Raw genomic sequence first — 18,654 nt, forward strand, 5'->3', positions numbered from 1 at the left:
ACCTCACCTTAGAATTAGCCCAGGAGGAGCCAAATTAAGAAAACGATTAATCCCAAAACCATAAAAGTCGCATAATGATAAAGATACCCAGTTTGTAATAACCGTCCTTTATCTGCAAACCAACGGATTGTTTTCCCCGTACCATTGACAACAACACCATCTATCATGATTTTATCGCCAATTTTATAAAATATTTGTCCAATTGCACGGCCACCCCTGACAAAAAATAAGTCATTAAATGCATCGAACCCATATTTATTAACAAGCACTCGATAAATTACCGAAAAATAGTGCGACAATCTTCCAGGGATTGACGGATAAACAATATACAATAGCCACGTTATGACAATGCCACTGACTGTTAACCAGAATATTTCGCTGCTAAACGCATGGATGGCGGATGAAAGTGGGGAGTGAAACTCTTCTTTTAGCGTTGTAAGTACATTATGCTCCGGCAGAACGAAAATGGATTTTGACAGTAGAGTCGGTGAGTTATAAAGCATCGGTCCAATTAGAATATATCCCAGAATGACGGAAGGGATTGCCAATAGCACCAATGGCAACCACACTACCCAAGGGGATTCATGAACATGATCAAATGTTTTTTCATCCATCCTCGGTTTGCCATGAAATGTTAAAAAGAACGCTCTAAAGGTATACAAGGCAGTCACCATTGCACCAATGGCAACACAGAAATAAGCATAGCCGCTGCCTGGTATGGTACTTAAATGGGTGGCCTCAATAATTGTGTCTTTTGAATAAAAACCTGCAAATGGTGGGATAGCACATAAAGCCAGACTTCCTATCAAAAAGGTAACATAAGTAATTGGCATTTTCTTCCATAAACCACCCATCTTCTGCATATCCTGTTCATGGTGCATGCCAATGATCACTGAGCCCGCTGCTAAAAACAGCAAGGCCTTAAAGCAAGCGTGTGTTAATAAATGAAAAATACCAGCGCTGTATGCCGAAATACCCATCGCAACCATCATGTAACCCAACTGTGATAGAGTTGAGTAAGCAATCACACGCTTTATATCGTTCATGACAATACCAAGAATCCCAGTAAATAAAGCGCCTGTTGCGCCAATCACCAGCACAAAGGTCAGCGCCGTTGTGGATAATTCGATTAGAGGCGATATTCTAGCTACCATGAACACACCCGCGGTAACCATTGTAGCCGCATGGATTAGAGCTGAAATTGGTGTTGGACCTTCCATTGACTCAGGCAGCCAAACATGAAGTGGAATTTGTGCTGATTTTCCCATAGCTCCGATAAATAAGCATATACAAATCACCGTGATAAGAGACCAGCTATGATCATTGAATAATGAGATTGTCTGTCCAGCCAAGGATTGAGCATGGTTGAATACTATTTTGTAGTCGAGGGTGCCGGTGTAGGCGAGAATTAATCCCAAACCCAGAATAAACCCAAAATCACCAACCCTATTCACCAAGAATGCTTTTAAACCACCTGCAATCGCTGATTCTTTGGTATACCAAAAGCTGATCAGTAAATAAGAAACTAGACCAACCCCTTCCCAACCAAAAAACAATTGCAAAAAGTTATTTGCCGACACCAACATCAACATCATAAAGGTGAACAAGGATATGTAGCTAAAAAAGCGCTGATAGCCATCATCATCCGCCATATAGCCGATGCTATAGATATGAACTAAAAAAGAGACAAACGTTACTATGGTTAGCATGACCACGGTTAAGGGATCAATTAAAAAGCCAATGTGGAAATGGTAAGGAAACAACTGTCCACCGCTTGCCCAGGCATACAGATTACCATTATAAATATCAATGTTACCCGTTAGCACTTGATAGGCAACATAACATGACAAAACAAATGAAATGAAAACCAACCCAATAGTCACTGAGTGGGCTCCAACCCGGCCTATTTGATTGCGGAAGAATCCAGCACAAATCGCTCCAACAAGTGGGAGCAATACGATGATCAATGTAATATGTTCAATATTCACGTTGCTTAACCTTTTAGATGGTTGAGTTTATCAACGTCAATGTTGCCTCGATTTCGATAGAGTAACATGACAATGGCTAGTCCAATCGCTGCTTCAGCGGCAGCAACGGTCAAAATAAAGAAAACAAACGCTTCTCCGGCAACCGAATTATAATAATGGGCAAAAGCAACAAAATTCGTATTGACGGCTAAGAGCATCAATTCAACGCAAACTAACAACAAAATGATGTTTTTACGATTTAGCATGATGCCAACCAAGCTAAATCCAAACAGTATTGAAGATAGAATCACATAGTGACTGACAGGTATCATCTCATTGATCCTTATTTATTATCATTTTTTATTTGCATTAACCGCACCCTATCCTCTCGCCTTGTCATCAGCTGTTGGCGAATATCCTGCCGCTTCGAGCGAACACGGTTAGTGTGGGCTAAGGTGATGGCTGCAACAATAGCGACGAGTAATAACATTGCCGCCATTTCAAAAGGGAGCAAATATTCGGTGTAAAGTACCATGCCTAACCGCTTGGTGTTGGACAACGCTTCTTGGGTTCCCCCTTCATTCGACGGCTCAAGGTAGGTCACAGCTTGGCTTGTTTCAACAATACTATTGTCAAAGGTGTTTGAAGGTAGTGCTATCATCAATAATCCAGCCAGCAGGGCTACTAGGATAAGTCCGAAAGGTAGGTAGCGCGCAAAATGACCTCGGAGGGATTCTACCTCGATGTCTAACATCATCACAACGAATAAGAATAATGTCATGACTGCACCCACATAGACGAGCACCAAAATCAGCGCTAAAAATTCTGCTTGGGCAATGATCCACAAACCAGCACTAGCAAAAAACGTCAACACTAAGAACAGCACACACCGAACTGGGTTGTTTTGGGTAATGACCATCAAAGCAGATAATACTGCCAGTGCTGCAAAACCGTAGAATACGACCTGAATGAATAATTCGTGCATTATTTCCCCATTAACGATATTTTTTATCTTGCATACGATCTTCTGCTAAACGGGCTTCCATCATATCACCGACCGCTAGCAACTTTTCTTTTGTCATAATGTTTTGCCCACGCTCATTGATATGGTAATGATGGATGGGTGTAACAACGATGGAGTCCACCGGACAAGATTCTTCACATAACCCGCAGTTGATGCATTTAAATACATCAATATCATACCGTGTTGTTCTCCGAGAGCCATCTTCTCTAGGTTCTGATTCTATTGTAATTGCTAATGCAGGGCATATTGCTTCGCATAATTTGCACGCAATACATCGCTCTTCACCATTTGGGTAACGTCGTAAAGCGAGCATCCCTCTAAATCGAGGGGAAATGGGTGTTTGCTCTTCTGGAAACTGAACTGTTGTTTTTTTCTTAAAGAAATACTTCACTGTCAGCATCAAACCAACTAGCAGTTCTGTTAAGAAGAAGCTGCGCAAATAGTGCTTTATGTATCGATACGATTTCTTCATTCGAACACTCTTATTCTATATCGTTATCATGCGAACCACGGATTAACGTGCAATTCAACCATTAAAGCTGTCACAACTACCCAAACGATAGTTGTTGGAATTAATACTTTCCAACCTAATCGCATCAATTGATCATAGCGATACCTTGGGAAGGTTGCCCGCATCCATAAATAAATAAATAAAAATAATGATACTTTAATAAAAAACCACACAAACCCTGGCACCACAAAAAAGATGCTTTCTAAGAGAGGCATCCCTTCGAATGGAGACAACCATCCACCTAAAAATAATAAGGTGATAGCGGCTGAAATTAAAATCATGCTGGCATATTCAGATAAGAAAAATAAGGCAAAACCAATCCCCGAATACTCAACATGGAAACCAGCAACAATCTCAGACTCGCCTTCAGCCAAGTCAAAAGGTGCACGGTTTGTTTCTGCAACCCCCGATATCCAAAATATTAGAAACAGTGGTAACAGGGGAATAAAAAACCAATGGCTTAGACCACCTTTTTGCGCTAATACAATCTCGGATATGTTCATATGCCCGGCAGCAAGAATAACACCCACCAAACAAAACCCCATAGCAATTTCATACGAAATTGTCTGTGCCGTGCTTCGTAGTGCGCCAAACATGGCGTATTTAGAATTGGATGCCCAACCGGCAATCAAAACGCCATACACCCCCAGGGAACTCATCGCAAACAAATACAGCACGCCCGCGTTAATGTTTGATAAAACCACACCTTCTGAGAATGGGATGACCGCCCAACCCGCAAGAGCGGGGGCAAGCGCGAAAAGTGGGGCAATGATAAATAAATACTTGTTTGACTTAGCCGGGACAACAATTTCTTTGGTGATTAACTTCAGCAAATCAGCAAACGGTTGCAGTAACCCTTTATAACCAACTCGATTTGGACCAATTCGAGTTTGGATATAACCGATAACTTTTCGTTCTGCGTAAGTCAAATACGCAACCGCAATCAACAACGGAATCAGGATTACAACGATTTTGATAATAATCCAAATTAAAATACCAATGTCTTGAAACATATGTTGCATATTTATTTACCTGTTTCTCGCTTAATATTAATCTCAGCAAACGAATGGCCTAGATCCGCTGTCTCTTGCATCGCATTGGGTAACCATACCACATCCAATGCGATTCGGTGATCGCGCTTTAGTGGTAATGTTATCTCAATATCGCCTTGAGATACAGTTGCAGATTCGCCTAAATGTAATCTGTCCGCTGTTTTGGGATTGATACGGATGCAGCTGCTCTCTGCAGCGGCACATCGTTGAAGCGCTTCAGCTCGACGAACAATGGCATCCCCTCGATACAAGGGCCACTCGCCCACTCGTTGTATCGCCGCATTGGGCTCAAGAATGGCGTTAGGCAGATACAGAGGATATTCTTCTATCGCCATCAGCTGAGTGTGCGATTTTAGTTCCTGAAGTATCTCATCACTTGATACAAAATCAAACCCGGGGCATTGCAAAAGATTGCCCATAACACGCAATATTTTCCAAGCAGGTCGTGCTTCTTCATAGGGTTGTAATGCGCCTTTAAAAGATTGCCAGCTATTGTCAATATTGATGTATGTTCCTGACGTCTCCGCATAAGGAGCCATGGGTAGAATGACGTCTGCGTAATCTTTCATCGACTCTTCACTATAGGCCGACAATAACACCACAAATTGTGCACCAAGGACCGCTTTTCTTGCTAAACCTGGATTTTCAAAATCAAACCCAGGCTCTGTATTCATTAAAAAATAACCAGCCAAATTCGCTGAGAGAGCAGCTTGAACATCAAGCCCAACTGACTCTTCACGTTTTCCTGCTGGCCCACGATGCGGCAACATACCTGCCAGCGAAAGACCGGTTGAATTAGCACCCGTTGAGAAGTGTAGGTACTTTGCACCGCTGTGTTTTTGTATTAAGGTTGATAACGTTCTTAACAAACTAGCCTGAGGATGGTTTTCAAAGAGCGCGCCCGTAAGCATCACCGCCTTTTCAGCAGATAACATCGCTGCTATCTTCCGGTGATTATCATCTGGTGTTAAGCCAATCAATAATGGTTTCATTGCTTCTGGCAATTTCTCTATTTCGCCATCGACGCAACCAATCAATATCTTTGCTAAATCAAAAGGTAACTCCTGAGGAGCAGACACCAGTGAGACGCTAGTAGTGAAATGAAAATCATAATCCACGGGGTTAAGGTGAGCAACCTTTGCCCCTGATTGGACCGCTTTTCTGACTCTTACACCAGCTAACGGCACTTCGCGCGTAATATTGCAACCAATCATTACAATGTTTTCTTGCTCTTCGATAGCTTGATAAGCAAGATTATTACCCGCCAAAACTGGTCGGTGTTCTTGGTCTGCAAAATCAGTTTGGTGAAGTCGATAATCGATATTGGTCACGCCGAGTGAGCGCATCAACTTCTGCAATAAATACCCTTCTTCAACCGTGGAAGATGGGCTTGCAAATGCTGCAAACTGCTCTGGACCATGCTTTTTGATAATATGGGAAATCCCTTCCGCTGCAAATTTCAAGGCGGTTTCCCAATCAGTGGTTTGCCATTCACCCCCTTTTTTAATTTGGGGTTTTGATGCTCTTGTCGGCGCCGTCAGACCTAGATAACTAAATCGATCCCTATCGGACAACCAAGTCTCATTAATCGGTTCATATTCTCGTGGCACCGCCCGCATTAACCGTCCTCGGCGAACATGAAGGTGTATATGAGAACCGATACAATCATGAGGAGCAATGCTATCATGCTGTGTCATCTCCCATGCCCTACCTGTGAATCGATAAGGTTTTGATGTCAAAGCACCAACAGGGCACAAATCGATGACATTACCCGATACTTCAGACTCCATGCTGTGCTTTATATAGGTACCAATGTGTGTCGTTTCTCCCCGACCGGTGGCACCCAATTCTCGCAGACCACCAACTTCATCACCAAAGCGCACGCAGCGTGTACAGTGGATGCACCGTGTCATTTCAGTCGAGATCAAGGGGCCGATATTATCATCGTCAAATGAGCGTTTGCTTTCTTCATATTCAGAAGCATCATAGCCAAATCCCATTGAAATATCTTGTAATTCACACTCACCACCTTGGTCGCATATGGGGCAATCAAGCGGGTGATTAATTAGCAAGAACTCCATCACTGCTTTTTGCGAGCGAATGGCCTCTTCAGATTTTGTGAAGACTTTCATGCCATCTGTTATTGGCGTTGCGCAAGCGGGGACCGGTTTCCGGCCATTTTCAACTTCAACTAAGCACATACGGCAGTTAGCTGCAACCGATAACTTCTTATGGTAACAAAAGCGGGGGATGTAAATACCTGCTTCATCAGCCACTTCAATAATCATTTTGCCATTATCAACGTCTATCTTTTTGCCATCTATTTCTATCGTTGCCATGGAATTAACCTTCTCGATTATGCCGCTACCAGCGATCGCTTGTGCTTCACAAAATATTCAAATTCATGATAAAAATGCTTGACGAAACTTTGTACTGGCCAAGCAGCTGCTTCACCAAATGCACAAATGGTTCGACCTTCAATGCTATCAGCGACATGGACTAACTTCTCAATGTCACTCTGTTCCGCATGTCCTGATTTGATCCGATGTAATAAACGAACTAACCACCCCGTACCTTCTCGGCAAGGGGTGCACTGACCGCAAGACTCTTCATCGTAAAATTCCGCGATCCGGTAAAGAACGTCCACCATACAAGTTGTTTCATCCATAATGATGACTGCCCCAGAACCAAGCCCTGATCCAGCTTTTTGAATACTGTCGTAATCCATATCCAATTGCATCATCACATCACCTGGTAGAACTTTCATCGATGAACCGCCCGGGATCACCGCTTTGATTTTACGCCCTTCTCTCACACCGCCAGCTAATTCTAAAAGATCTTTGAATGGCGTACCAAGTGGAATTTCATAATTCCCTGGTTTATTGACATGTCCGCTAACTGAAAAACATTTTGTTCCGCCATTATTGGGTTTACCCATATCTAAGAACCACTTAGCCCCTTTTTCCAGGATAACAGGGACAGATGCCAGTGTTTCGGTATTATTGATGGTGGTAGGTTTGCCATATAAACCATAATTTGCGGGAAAAGGTGGCTTGAAGCGTGGCTGTCCTTTTTTGCCTTCCAAGGAGTTTAATAAGGCCGTTTCCTCACCACAAATATAAGCACCGGCTCCTAAATGGTTATATAAATCAAAATCAACCCCACTTCCCAGGATATTTTTACCGAGTAGGCCTGCTTCATAAGCTTCTGCAATTGCTTGTTCCATGCGTTCAAATGGCAACCAAAATTCACCACGGATATAGTTATACCCTACTGTTGCGCCAATTGCGTATCCACAAATCGCCATCCCTTCTACCAGCTGATGAGGATTATAATTCATAATGTCTCTATCTTTGCAGGTGCCTGGCTCGCCCTCATCAGAGTTACAAACAAGATAGCTTTGTATGTCTTTATTTTTAGGCATAAAGCTCCACTTTAGCCCTGTTGGGAAGCCAGCTCCCCCACGACCACGTAATGCCGATGTTTTAACTTCTTCAATAATATCATGGGGAGGGATTTTTTCTGTTAATATCTTTCGCCATGCGCTATACCCACCAACGCTTTGGTAAGTTGACATGGCATGAGGATTGGGTAAATGTCTTGTGCGGTAGCAGACCTGATTCAAACAATCAGTCATATCAGCCTCCTTCCTTGATCAAATCTCGTTGAAAGCGTTTCATTTATACTCCTCAATGGCTTGATCAATTTTTTCGTGGGTTAAATTTTCATGATAATCTTTATCAATTTGCATCATTGGCGCATTAACACACGCGCCTAAGCACTCAACAGAACGTAAAGCAAACCGACCATCATTGGTGTTACCGCCGAGCGAGACATCCAATTTATTTTCCAAGTATTTAACGACATCGTTAGAACCGCTTAACATACACGAGATGTTTGTGCAGACATTGATAGTATGCCTTGGATGAGGTTTGTGCTCATACATTGAATAGAATGTAGCAACCTCATAAACAGCAATCGGCGGCATATCTAGATAGGAGGCTAGCGCATCCATCAATGGAGGGGTTAAGTGATTTTTTTCTTCCTGGATAATCATCAAGCCTCTCATAACAGCAGATTGCTTTTGATCGGCTGGATATTTTGCAATCCACTGATCAATTTCTTCTATGGCCTTGCTGGATATCAGTTCTTTAAGTAATTTGGCTGAATTATCAGACATATTTTTAACCTTGCATCTATTTATATAACCTATCGTTCATTTTAACGGTCAATCTCACCAAACACGATATCTTGGCTAGCTAGAATAGCCACACCATCGGCGAGCATATGCCCTTTAACCATATCATTGTAGCTGGATAAATGTGAAAATCCTGGGGCTCTTATCTTGAGACGATACGGCTTATTAGCGCCATCGGATACCAGATAAATGCCAAATTCGCCTTTTGGAGCCTCTACGGCCGAATAGACTTCCCCTCTAGGCAAGCAAAAACCTTCTGTAAATAGCTTGAAATGGTGAATTAGCGCTTCCATATCATGCTTCATCTCTTCTCGTGTTGGCGGTGTAATTTTATGGTCATCAATTTTAATTGGGCCGGGATTACTCCTAAGCCATTCAATACATTGACGAATGATACGGTTTGACTGCCGTAATTCTTCAACACGAACAAGGTATCTGTCGTAGCAATCGCCTGTCTGACCCACTGGAATATCAAATTCTATTTCATCATAGGCGGCATAGGGCTGTTTTTTTCGCAAATCCCAAGCAATATTGCTGCCTCTTAACATCGGGCCGGAAAATCCCCATTGCAATGCTTCTTCTGGAGAAACAACGCCAATATCAACTGTACGCTGTTTCCAAATGCGATTGTCAGTCAATAGCGTTTCATATTCATCAACACAGTTTGGGAAACGCTCCGTAAATGCCCAAAGAAAGTCCAGTAAATTACCCTGGCGATTTTGGTTTAATTTGTCCACTTCCTTTTCACTATGCCAGCGAGAGGGTTTATATTGCGGCATGCTATCGGGTAAATCCCTCGCAACGCCTCCTGGACGGTAGTAAGTGGCATGCATACGCGCACCAGAAACCGCTTCGTAACAATCAAATAAATCTTCTCGTTCGCGAAAGCAGTATAGAAAAACTGACATGGCGCCAATATCGAGCGCTGTCGCTCCTAGCCACAGTAAATGATTGAGGATACGAGTGACCTCATCAAACATCGTTCTTATATATAAAGCACGCTTCGGAGGGGTAACACCTAATAGCTTTTCAATTGCCATCACATAGGCATGTTCATTACACATCATGGAGACGTAATCCAATCTGTCCATATACCCGATATTGTGAATAAACGGTTTGGTCTCAGCTAATTTTTCAGTGGCACGATGCAATAAGCCAATATGGGGATCTGCACGGACAATCGTCTCCCCCTCTAACTCCATGACAAGCCGCAAAACTCCATGTGCAGCAGGATGTTGTGGGCCAAAATTCAGGGTGTAATTTTTTAATTCAATCATGATTCGCTCCCATTTTGCAGATCATAGTAACGATTATCGTTACGGATCACTTTGGGCACCGTTATTCTAGGTTCAATGTCAACGGGTTCATAAACTACCTTTTGCAGCTTAGCATCATATCGCATTTCAACATGGCCACTTAACGGGAAATCCTTTCTAAATGGATATCCGATGAACCCATAATCGGTCAATATTCTTCTCAAATCAGGGTGATTGGCAAATAAAATACCATATAAATCATAGGCTTCCCGCTCAAACCAGTTAGCGGATTTCCATACATCATGGACAGATTCGATCATCAATTTATCTTCTGAAAGAAATGCCCTGACACGAATGCGGGTATTATGAACAGTCGATAATAAATGATAGACAACGGCAAACCGTGGCTTTTCCATCGCATAAGCTTTCGCTTCTTGACGCTCCACGCCTCGTGAAAACCCAGATTCAGTGGCTGCTTCCGTTTCCCAGTCATACTCACCATACAATAAGTAGTCAACGCCACAGACATCCATTAATTGATTAAACTGAAGGGATTTATCATCTCGCAGCGTCATCATCACATCACGGACATTGTTTGCATCGACTTCAATTGTCAGCTCATTGGTATGAATCATTGTATTCTGAATTAACTGACCTAACACTTGTTGTACTTGGGTCGATAAACTGTCAATTTTTTGCATAGGTATTCTGCTCTTAAATTGTCTAGGCTTCAATGATAGGTTTTTTACGGATCTTGTTTTGTAATTGGATAATGCCATACAGCAATGCTTCCGCTGTTGGCGGACAGCCAGGGACATAAACATCCACTGGAACGATGCGATCACACCCTCGCACAACTGAATAAGAATAATGGTAGTAGCCACCACCGTTAGCGCAAGACCCCATGGATATAACCCATCGTGGTTCGGGCATTTGATCGTATACCTTTCTCAAAGCTGGCGCCATTTTATTGCACAAGGTTCCTGCGACAATCATGACATCCGACTGTCTCGGACTGGGTCTAAAGATGATACCAAATCGATCTAAATCATAACGAGCAGCGCCCACATGCATCATTTCGACAGCACAACAGGCCAAGCCAAATGTCATCGGCCACATTGAGCCTGTTCGAGCCCAGCCAACTAGCTTATCGATGGAAGTTGTTAAAAAACCACTTTTTTCTAATGCTGAGACCGCCATTGTCGCCTCTGTAATTTTTGTGAATACAATTAAAATAAATAGTTAGCCAAATGGATTATTCCCAATCCAGTGCTCCCTTTTTCCATTCGTATATAAAACCAATAACTAGGAGACCCAAGAATAACATCATCGCATTGAAACCAAACCAACCTAGCTCTCTTAAAACTGCAGCCCATGGAACAAAGAAGGCCGTTTCAAGATCAAAAATGATAAATAGGATTGCCACTAAATAGAAGCGAACGTCAAAGGGAATGCGGGTATTTTCGAAGACGCCAAACCCACACTCATAGGGCGAAACTTTTGCTGCATCAGGATTGTGCTTTGACAGCAAACTACCTGCGCCCATCATCGCTACGCCTAAGGCGAGGCCTATGACAATAAAAACCAATATAGGTAAATACTCTGCTAACATAAAATGCTTCCTAAGTATTAAGTATTGGTGCCGAAGGCCGGACTCGAACCGGCACGGCTTTCGCCACCGCCCCCTCAAGACGGCGTGTCTACCAATTCCACCACTTCGGCAATATATTGCAACCTTATTTCATCGGTATTTTGACAACCCGTTGAGACAATTGTTACTAATTTTCTAAAAATTACGCACGATGACTTCTCATTCAAGAAGGAAGCCTTTTCGGCCTTATACTCACTCCGCAGGAGCGGGCAAAGACTGATCTACTTGGCTGTTTTGAGCCGGCAACGCCTGTTTTTTACCTTGGTTATAATCGCTAGATACCAAGTATGACAACGTTAAGCTGGTCACAAAAAATCCAATCGCCAAGGAACCGGTTAACTTGAATAAAAATCCTCCGGACCCTTGACTACCAAAAACCGTATTTGAAGCTCCTGAACCGAAAGCGGCGCCGATGTCAGCACCCTTACCGTGTTGAATGAGAACCAATCCGATTAATACGACAGCAATAAAAACATGGGTTATTAGCACTAACTGATACATTTCACTATATCCAAAAACTGATTGATTTCAAGTGACGCCCCCCCAATTAGCCCACCATCGATATCTGGCATGGCAAATAAGGCTTCTGCATTACTTGGTTTAACACTTCCCCCATATAATACAGGGATGCGTCGCGCACTTGTTTCGTCAAATTGACTGATAATTTGGCGAATGAGTGCGTGAGCTTGTTGCGCTAATTCAGGTGTTGCTGTTTTTCCAGTACCGATTGCCCACACAGGTTCATAGGCAATGACAACATCCTCAAACGCACGCACGTTATTTCGGGCAACTGCTTCTATTTGGCGCACAAGAACGGCTTCTGTTTGACCATTGGCACGCTCTTCGTCAGTTTCACCCACACACAAAACCGGTACTATATCATGTTCTTTTGCATGGTGGAATTTTTCTGCAATAAATTTTTCACTTTCATGCAGAATATGCCTGCGCTCAGAGTGACCAACCAGGGCATACCGGCATAAGGAAGGCGGAAACATCGACAGCGACACTTCGCCAGTGTATGCGCCCGATTGAGCAGGATAAAAATTTTGCGGTCCAACAAAAAAGTGCTGACGCTTTTGAAATGCGGGTTGTAGCATAAAAGGAAAGGGTGGGAAAATAATCACAGTAGCCGAACCAGCGTTCGTCGCTAGTGCATTGGATAACTGGTTGCAATAGCGCTCAGCCCATTCTGGATCACCATGCATTTTCCAGTTAGCTGCAACGATTTTTTCTCTCATAACCCATGCCTTTCATTTTCAACGCCGAGACTATAACCGAACTCATGAGAAAATAAAAGTACTTCCCAAATATTCCCATCCTTTCTATGCTTCGAGCCATCACCTGACTAATTCGATAATTGGAAGGAAATTGGAGACGCTTTAATCGCTCCAAACTTAACCATACAAACCCACCCGTCTAATCTATCTTTGTTATTAGAGTCTATGTAATATGAAAAATCCCCCCCTGCTTTTTTTGGGTTGGGTGTTGTAGAAATTCACAACAAGAATAGGAATAAAATATGGATATTTTTGAGCTTTCAAAACAAGCAACGGATGCTGAATTTGATGGGTTGGTCAATGAAGAAATGCTTGAGTCACACGATATCAATGCAATTGACAATCACCAACATACACCTCTGTTTTATGCCATCCGTCATGGTAATTTGAAAATGACGCAATTTTTACTGAGCCATGGCGCTACCTTACAAACAAATCATTATACTGCCTTTCAGGTGGCTTGCTATTTTGGCCATTTACAACTAGCAAATGCCTTATATAAACCCACATCTTTACAAGATCGCGACAAATTTGGCAATACGCCGCTGATTCTTGCTTCTATGAAGGGACACATGCAAGTGTGCGAATGGTTATTGGAGCAAGGCGCAGATATTAATGACGAAGATATTCATTGTCAAAGCGCATTCTATGTTGCTCTTCGATACAATCATCCAGACACAGCCAAATTGTTGCTGAAAAATGACACCCTTATAACCACCCGAGCATGTGGATTGGGTTATTATCCTATCACAGTTGCGCTTGTTGAAGGCTATTTAGATATTGCTGAAGAACTATTTACGGATAATTTTGATGTTAATCAACCCTACACGGAAAACAACACGCTTTTGCATATGTGTGCGATGACTGGCAATGTGGAAGTGACCAAATGGTTACTTGATAAACATGCAAACCCTTTTCTCAAAAATAACTCTCACTTCCGACCCATCGATATTGCCGCTGCCCGAGGCCATACCGAGGTTTTTCAGGCGATGCTGGCTTCCCTAAAAAGTCGTGTTAAAAAAGTGAGGAACCTGGATCTGGACCTTATGCTCTGTTTAGCTGCCAGTCAAGGCCATCACCAGATCATAGAAATCATCGGCGGTCATCAGCGGCATTTTTCCAACATCTGTATTCAGGCCAGTTTAATGTTTGCCACAATAAAAGGACACGAAAAGGCAATTGATGCATTATTACTGCTCGAACCGAAAAAAATGTCTAACCTGATTAACAAACACTATCGATATGGAAAATTTCCATACAATGGTGGCGGGACAGTCCTCCACGCAGCGGCAGACATCGGTCATTTATCCACCGTAATTCATCTGGTAGCGCATGGTGCAAAACTCAATGCCCTCAATGACAATAAAGATAGTGTTTTGCATTCTGCTGTCAAAAGTGGCAACGTAGACTTAGTCCGATGGTTGTGTAACCAACGCGTTTATCCTAATCAAACAAACAAACAAGGAGACACACCTTTACACATCGCTACCACTTTAAAAAACGAAGCAATGATTCGTTGTTTACTCCTCCATGGCGCTGACTCAACAATCGAAAATAAACATCGACAAACTGCCATGACCTTAGCCCAACATCATGCTACTTTGCCTTTGCTATTTGAACAGTTCAACAATAATAATTTTGAACAATTTAAATTACCGCCGCTGCATATCATGGCGACGCTTAAAGAAGAGAAAGGAATCATGGAGATGCTTCCAGAAATGGATAATATCCATATCCAATCGGAAGATGGCCTAACACCCATCCAATTGGCAGCCTGCTTAGGCAGAAACAATCCTTTGTCGATGCTACTTCTATGGAATGCAAAAGGAGACGTATCCCTAGCTCAAAATCTAGCCTTGCATATGGCTTCACAGTACCATCCAAAATCAACCGCCCATAAAACCTTACAAAAATCGGCTCATGAACTTGGTTTACTGACCTCACAGCGTATGGATAGCTTCAAAAGAATGATCGAAATGCAAAACACGCTGGACGATCAGCCCAGTCAGTCATCCAGCCATAAGATATCTACTTCTAGTGTGGCAACGCTTGGCATGTTTAGTACAAAAGGCATGGACTCATTACCGCTCGATAGGGATGACACCTTAAGATTAAGTCAGCGATCACCAAGCACATCGGGGTAAAATGAATATTTGAACTTTCTTTATCCACTGGTTGATATAATGGATGCCCATCGCGCTGGTTAGATTAAATTGCCCCCCTTATCCATGGGGGGCTACTTACCCTAAACCTAGCAATGGCAACGTTTACTCCATATCATTTTTGGTATTGCTGAACTGGATTTGTAGAGAGCATTTTTTCAGTATTGATCTCATCACAAAGAACAATAAAATCGCCCTTTCCATGATTTTTAACATGATTTGACACGCCATTATTGCATGTTGATTATTGTCCGCATCTAACCTATTTAGCATGGGGAATCTTTCTGTTATTGTTATTGAGATTTTATCCAAATCATACTCTGGATTGATTGCTTTTATTTGTTTGGCATAATGATTCATTGCCATTCTTATCTGAATCAGCTCGGCCAAAGTAGGATCTGAAAATGGAGAGCTTTGGGAGAGGACTCGGGTTCAAAACTATAAATCAGTGCGGGATTAAAGAGTTTCAGTTCTTTATAGCTACGCATGCTAAGCTCCAACTTCAAAAGCAAAATATCCTATGCTAAGCACTCTAATTTGCAATGGAGACCGCACCCATTCTTTATTCTTGCGTCGGAATACACAAATACCAGGGATCATTGACAATGCCAATTTTATGCTATTCTAAATTTATAAGACTAAATAATCCGAGTGACTAGGGATCCTCCCTAGGGTTCTTAAAAGAACTTGAATGGCATTCGCAAATTCCTTCATTTCAGCTCATTGCCAATGCCTCTAGAGTAGCTGCAAAATTTATGACATAATCTTATTTTTTTATTAACCATCGAGGCTTCTATGTGCGGAATTGTTGGTGCGATTACCGATGCAGACGTTCAAAGTTTTCTGCTAGAAGGCCTGCAGCGCTTAGAATATAGGGGCTACGACTCGGCTGGCATCGCTATATTATCAAATGAAGGAATGCTAAACCGTTGTCGCATTTCAGGTAAAGTTAACGTCCTTACGGAAACAGTTAAGGGTCGTCAATTAGCAGGCTTCTTGGGGATCGGTCATACGCGCTGGGCCACACACGGAAAACCCTGCGAAACCAACGCACACCCTCATGTTTCAGCAGAAGAGCTAGCGCTTGTCCATAATGGAATTATTGAAAATCATCTCAATTTAAGGGATTTTCTCCAAGGAAAAGGCTATGAGTTCTACTCAGAAACTGACTCAGAAGTGATTGCCCATCTCGTTCATTATTATTATCAGGATCATAAAAATCTGCATAAAGCAGTATCCAGTGCAGTTCAAGAATTACAAGGTGCTTTTGCACTGGCCATCATTCATAAGGACCAGCCCGATGAGTTAGTCGTTGTTCGTCAAGGTAGTCCTCTTATTATTGGCACCAGTAAACATGGCCATTTTATAGCCTCGGATACGCTCGCTTTACGTGGATTTGCGGATAAAGTTTGCTATTTGGAAGAAGGCGACAGTGCTATCCTGACACAGTCTTCCTTTAAAATAGTTAATAAGGCCGGTAAGACTTGCACTCGAACCATGCACAAATTAGAAGCCGAGCAAGCAGTGATTGGCAAAGAAAATTACCGTCACTTCATGCAAAAAGAAATCTATGAGCAACCCCGCGTCCTACTCGACACCTTAGAGGGAAGAATTGTCAGTCCCAAGGTGGTCAAAGCCAGTTTCGGCGACCATGCAACCGATATATTTCAACGAACAAAGCACATCCATATTGTTGCCTGTGGCACAAGCTATCATGCAGGCCTCGTCGCAAAATATTGGCTAGAATCCTTAGCAGGATTGCCCACTCAAGTTGAAATCGCCAGTGAGTATCGCTATCGAAATGTGGTTGTTCCAGACAATTCTTTGTTTATTGCCGTATCTCAATCAGGTGAAACGGCTGATACCTTGGCCGCACTTCAAAAAGCAAAAACCCTGAATTACTTAGCCACCATGGCAATATGCAACGTTCCAAGCAGCTCGTTAGTTCGCGAAACGGAGCTAACTTTTTTAACAAGGGCGGGTATTGAAATTGGCGTTGCCTCAACCAAAGCATTCACAACCCAGTTGTTGGCCTTCCTCATGTTAGGCATTGCTCTCAACCAGGATGGTCGAGGAAACGAAGTTATCGCCCAATTACAAACGCTTCCACAACTCGTCGAACAAGTTCTAAAAATGGACCCGCTGATTGAGGAATTAGCCGCTTCGTTTGTGAATAAAGAACATACCCTGTTCCTAGGTCGAGGGGTCCAATACCCTGTTGCCTTAGAAGGTGCTCTTAAACTGAAAGAACTCTCATATATCCATGCTGAAGCCTATCCTGCGGGAGAATTAAAACATGGCCCACTGGCATTAGTTGATGATAAAATGCCCGTTGTGGCAGTTGCACCGAATAATGAACTGTTAAACAAATTAAAATCCAATTTACATGAGGTTAGCGCGCGTGGTGGGCAGTTATTCGTATTTGTGGATGACCAGCATGATTGGCAGGCTAATGGAGCCATATTAATCCCCGTGCCAACCTGTGGTGAGTGGGTAGCACCCATTATATATACGATTCCATTACAGCTTCTGTCATACCATGTTGCCGTTGCCAAAGGCACTGATGTCGATCAACCTCGAAATCTGGCAAAATCGGTGACAGTTGAGTAAAATCACTGCTGTTAGAAGTACATTTTACCTATAAAACAACGAGGTAAAATACTAATGCATTGGAAATTTTATCATTTTCAATCGCTTATCTTGGATTATAATGTATTAAGAAAGGATTCGTCAGGGCATGCGTCATGGATGTCCTACGAAATTTTTTTTAATTAGGGGTATACCCTTGGGAACGTCCCTAAGTAATTGTGATTTGTAATTTAGGACAGAAGGTACAATCAATGAATAAAAAGAGACCCGTCAATTTAGATTTGGCAACGATGCGTTTTCCAGTCATGGCTATCGCATCAATCTTCCACCGACTATCTGGCATAGGTATTTTTGTCCTATTGCCGTTTATGATGTGGTACTTACATGCTTCTCTTCAATCGGAGAAGTCCTTTATTGCCACAAAATCATTACTAGGATCACCCATCCATTTAATTATAATTTGGGCTTTTTTGGTGTCCTTGGGCTACCACATCCTAGCCGGTCTAAGGCATATTTTCATGGATTTAGGATGGGGTGAGGATTTATCGTCAGGACGTAAGAGTGCTGCAACCGTTATTGTTATAGCAATCATTTTGGCAATTTTAGCAGGAATCTGGATATGGTAACGAATGTCACTAGTTTAACGGGGAATGGATTAAAAGATTGGTTAATACAACGTGTCACAGCGGTTTTTTTAGCCATTTATGCTTTATTCTTATTGGGCTTTATTTTAAGTCATCCACAACTTACGTATCAGCAATGGCTAACCTTGTTTTCTAACCCCATCATGAAGCTGGGGAGCATTCTATCTTTATTGGCGGTGTTATTGCATGCCTGGGTAGGATTATGGACAGTAACCACTGACTATATTAAACCAACGAGTTTAAGAATTATGGTACAGATGGTTATCCTTGGCGTTTTATTGCTCCTATTCACCTGGGGCATCATGATCTTATGGGGGCTATAA

19 protein-coding genes and 1 tRNA gene are annotated in these 18,654 nt (G+C 42.4%); 4 read left to right on the top strand and 16 right to left on the bottom strand.

Features of this window, described 5'->3' with window-relative positions:
- Positions 1-14: 14 nt before the first annotated feature.
- The 15 genes from nuoL to tpiA form a co-directional block, all read right to left on the bottom strand.
- A complete protein-coding gene (gene nuoL, locus AB3348_RS12590) occupies positions 15-1,988 on the bottom strand; it encodes an NADH-quinone oxidoreductase subunit L (protein ID WP_367607947.1) in 1,974 nt (657 codons plus the stop codon).
- 5 nt (positions 1,989-1,993) lie between these two features.
- On the bottom strand, positions 1,994-2,299 hold the full coding sequence (nuoK, locus tag AB3348_RS12595; protein WP_367607948.1) for an NADH-quinone oxidoreductase subunit NuoK: 306 nt from the start codon (positions 2,297-2,299) through the stop codon (positions 1,994-1,996).
- Between the two features lie 11 nt (positions 2,300-2,310).
- Positions 2,311-2,952, bottom strand: coding sequence for an NADH-quinone oxidoreductase subunit J (locus tag AB3348_RS12600; RefSeq protein WP_367607949.1), 642 nt, complete (start codon positions 2,950-2,952; stop codon positions 2,311-2,313).
- 10 nt (positions 2,953-2,962) lie between these two features.
- Positions 2,963-3,463 carry an NADH-quinone oxidoreductase subunit NuoI gene (nuoI, locus tag AB3348_RS12605; RefSeq protein ID WP_367607950.1) on the bottom strand — a complete coding sequence of 167 codons (501 nt, stop codon included), beginning with the start codon at positions 3,461-3,463 and terminating at the stop codon, positions 2,963-2,965.
- A gap of 26 nt (positions 3,464-3,489) precedes the next feature.
- Entirely contained in the window at positions 3,490-4,515 is a 1,026-nt protein-coding gene (nuoH, locus tag AB3348_RS12610; RefSeq protein ID WP_367607987.1) for an NADH-quinone oxidoreductase subunit NuoH, read from the bottom strand.
- Positions 4,516-4,526: 11 nt separating this feature from the next.
- On the bottom strand, positions 4,527-6,893 hold the full coding sequence (gene nuoG / locus AB3348_RS12615) for an NADH-quinone oxidoreductase subunit NuoG (protein WP_367607951.1): 2,367 nt from the start codon (positions 6,891-6,893) through the stop codon (positions 4,527-4,529).
- A 17-nt stretch (positions 6,894-6,910) separates the two neighbouring features.
- Complete coding sequence (gene nuoF, locus AB3348_RS12620; protein ID WP_367607952.1) at positions 6,911-8,191, bottom strand: NADH-quinone oxidoreductase subunit NuoF; 1,281 nt, start codon at positions 8,189-8,191, stop codon at positions 6,911-6,913.
- A 39-nt stretch (positions 8,192-8,230) separates the two neighbouring features.
- Complete coding sequence (gene nuoE / locus AB3348_RS12625; RefSeq protein WP_367607953.1) at positions 8,231-8,734, bottom strand: NADH-quinone oxidoreductase subunit NuoE; 504 nt, start codon at positions 8,732-8,734, stop codon at positions 8,231-8,233.
- 41 nt (positions 8,735-8,775) lie between these two features.
- Complete coding sequence (locus tag AB3348_RS12630; protein WP_367607954.1) at positions 8,776-10,029, bottom strand: NADH-quinone oxidoreductase subunit D; 1,254 nt, start codon at positions 10,027-10,029, stop codon at positions 8,776-8,778.
- The gene (locus tag AB3348_RS12635) at positions 10,026-10,709 is read right to left on the bottom strand and encodes an NADH-quinone oxidoreductase subunit C (protein ID WP_367607956.1); all 684 of its coding nucleotides are present in this window, start codon (positions 10,707-10,709) and stop codon (positions 10,026-10,028) included. The genes AB3348_RS12630 and AB3348_RS12635 overlap by 4 nt, the downstream gene beginning before the upstream one ends.
- Before the next feature lie 22 nt (positions 10,710-10,731).
- A complete protein-coding gene (locus AB3348_RS12640) occupies positions 10,732-11,208 on the bottom strand; it encodes an NADH-quinone oxidoreductase subunit B family protein (protein WP_367607957.1) in 477 nt (158 codons plus the stop codon).
- Positions 11,209-11,263: 55 nt separating this feature from the next.
- On the bottom strand, positions 11,264-11,620 hold the full coding sequence (locus AB3348_RS12645; RefSeq protein WP_367607958.1) for an NADH-quinone oxidoreductase subunit A: 357 nt from the start codon (positions 11,618-11,620) through the stop codon (positions 11,264-11,266).
- 25 nt (positions 11,621-11,645) lie between these two features.
- A tRNA-Leu gene (locus AB3348_RS12650) sits at positions 11,646-11,730 on the bottom strand.
- Between the two features lie 121 nt (positions 11,731-11,851).
- On the bottom strand, positions 11,852-12,160 hold the full coding sequence (gene secG / locus AB3348_RS12655; RefSeq protein ID WP_367607959.1) for a preprotein translocase subunit SecG: 309 nt from the start codon (positions 12,158-12,160) through the stop codon (positions 11,852-11,854).
- On the bottom strand, positions 12,148-12,897 hold the full coding sequence (gene tpiA / locus AB3348_RS12660; RefSeq protein WP_367607960.1) for a triose-phosphate isomerase: 750 nt from the start codon (positions 12,895-12,897) through the stop codon (positions 12,148-12,150). Before tpiA ends, secG begins: the two co-directional genes overlap by 13 nt.
- Before the next feature lie 281 nt (positions 12,898-13,178).
- On the opposite strand from tpiA, the gene AB3348_RS12665 reads away from it, so the two are divergent.
- Positions 13,179-15,080 carry an ankyrin repeat domain-containing protein gene (locus tag AB3348_RS12665; protein ID WP_367607961.1) on the top strand — a complete coding sequence of 634 codons (1,902 nt, stop codon included), beginning with the start codon at positions 13,179-13,181 and terminating at the stop codon, positions 15,078-15,080.
- Between the two features lie 123 nt (positions 15,081-15,203).
- Here the strand turns inward: AB3348_RS12665 and AB3348_RS12670 are convergent, their stop codons facing one another.
- Complete coding sequence (locus AB3348_RS12670; protein WP_367607962.1) at positions 15,204-15,464, bottom strand: hypothetical protein; 261 nt, start codon at positions 15,462-15,464, stop codon at positions 15,204-15,206.
- 429 nt (positions 15,465-15,893) lie between these two features.
- Between AB3348_RS12670 and glmS the strand changes: the two genes are divergently transcribed.
- The 3 genes from glmS (at position 15,894) to sdhD (ending at position 18,654) form a co-directional block, all read left to right on the top strand.
- On the top strand, positions 15,894-17,708 hold the full coding sequence (gene glmS / locus AB3348_RS12675; protein WP_367607963.1) for a glutamine--fructose-6-phosphate transaminase (isomerizing): 1,815 nt from the start codon (positions 15,894-15,896) through the stop codon (positions 17,706-17,708).
- A gap of 230 nt (positions 17,709-17,938) precedes the next feature.
- Positions 17,939-18,313: a succinate dehydrogenase, cytochrome b556 subunit gene (sdhC, locus tag AB3348_RS12680; protein WP_367607964.1), complete on the top strand. Its 375-nt coding sequence runs from the start codon at positions 17,939-17,941 to the stop codon at positions 18,311-18,313.
- On the top strand, positions 18,307-18,654 hold the full coding sequence (sdhD, locus tag AB3348_RS12685) for a succinate dehydrogenase, hydrophobic membrane anchor protein (RefSeq protein ID WP_367607965.1): 348 nt from the start codon (positions 18,307-18,309) through the stop codon (positions 18,652-18,654). The genes sdhC and sdhD overlap by 7 nt, the downstream gene beginning before the upstream one ends.

Origin of the sequence: Legionella sp. W05-934-2 (assembly GCF_964199965.1) — a bacterium.
In the GTDB taxonomy this organism is placed as follows: Bacteria; Pseudomonadota; Gammaproteobacteria; order Legionellales; family Legionellaceae; genus JAFIFT01.

Excerpts from the sequence above, each read along its gene's own strand:
- AB3348_RS12600 (WP_367607949.1), bottom strand. The coding sequence starts at position 2,952 with ATGCACGAATTATTCATTCAGGTCGTATTCTACGGTTTTGCAGCACTG.
- glmS (WP_367607963.1), top strand. The coding sequence starts at position 15,894 with ATGTGCGGAATTGTTGGTGCGATTACCGATGCAGACGTTCAAAGTTTT.
- sdhD (WP_367607965.1), top strand. The coding sequence starts at position 18,307 with ATGGTAACGAATGTCACTAGTTTAACGGGGAATGGATTAAAAGATTGG.
- nuoI (WP_367607950.1), bottom strand. The coding sequence starts at position 3,463 with ATGAAGAAATCGTATCGATACATAAAGCACTATTTGCGCAGCTTCTTC.
- secG (WP_367607959.1), bottom strand. The coding sequence starts at position 12,160 with ATGTATCAGTTAGTGCTAATAACCCATGTTTTTATTGCTGTCGTATTA.
- AB3348_RS12640 (WP_367607957.1), bottom strand. The coding sequence starts at position 11,208 with ATGGCGGTCTCAGCATTAGAAAAAAGTGGTTTTTTAACAACTTCCATC.
- nuoF (WP_367607952.1), bottom strand. The coding sequence starts at position 8,191 with ATGACTGATTGTTTGAATCAGGTCTGCTACCGCACAAGACATTTACCC.
- AB3348_RS12635 (WP_367607956.1), bottom strand. The coding sequence starts at position 10,709 with ATGCAAAAAATTGACAGTTTATCGACCCAAGTACAACAAGTGTTAGGT.
- nuoK (WP_367607948.1), bottom strand. The coding sequence starts at position 2,299 with ATGATACCTGTCAGTCACTATGTGATTCTATCTTCAATACTGTTTGGA.
- AB3348_RS12645 (WP_367607958.1), bottom strand. The coding sequence starts at position 11,620 with ATGTTAGCAGAGTATTTACCTATATTGGTTTTTATTGTCATAGGCCTC.
- sdhC (WP_367607964.1), top strand. The coding sequence starts at position 17,939 with ATGAATAAAAAGAGACCCGTCAATTTAGATTTGGCAACGATGCGTTTT.
- nuoH (WP_367607987.1), bottom strand. The coding sequence starts at position 4,515 with ATGTTTCAAGACATTGGTATTTTAATTTGGATTATTATCAAAATCGTT.
- AB3348_RS12670 (WP_367607962.1), bottom strand. The coding sequence starts at position 15,464 with ATGGCAATGAATCATTATGCCAAACAAATAAAAGCAATCAATCCAGAG.
- AB3348_RS12665 (WP_367607961.1), top strand. The coding sequence starts at position 13,179 with ATGGATATTTTTGAGCTTTCAAAACAAGCAACGGATGCTGAATTTGAT.
- AB3348_RS12630 (WP_367607954.1), bottom strand. The coding sequence starts at position 10,029 with ATGATTGAATTAAAAAATTACACCCTGAATTTTGGCCCACAACATCCT.
- tpiA (WP_367607960.1), bottom strand. The coding sequence starts at position 12,897 with ATGAGAGAAAAAATCGTTGCAGCTAACTGGAAAATGCATGGTGATCCA.
- nuoG (WP_367607951.1), bottom strand. The coding sequence starts at position 6,893 with ATGGCAACGATAGAAATAGATGGCAAAAAGATAGACGTTGATAATGGC.
- nuoE (WP_367607953.1), bottom strand. The coding sequence starts at position 8,734 with ATGTCTGATAATTCAGCCAAATTACTTAAAGAACTGATATCCAGCAAG.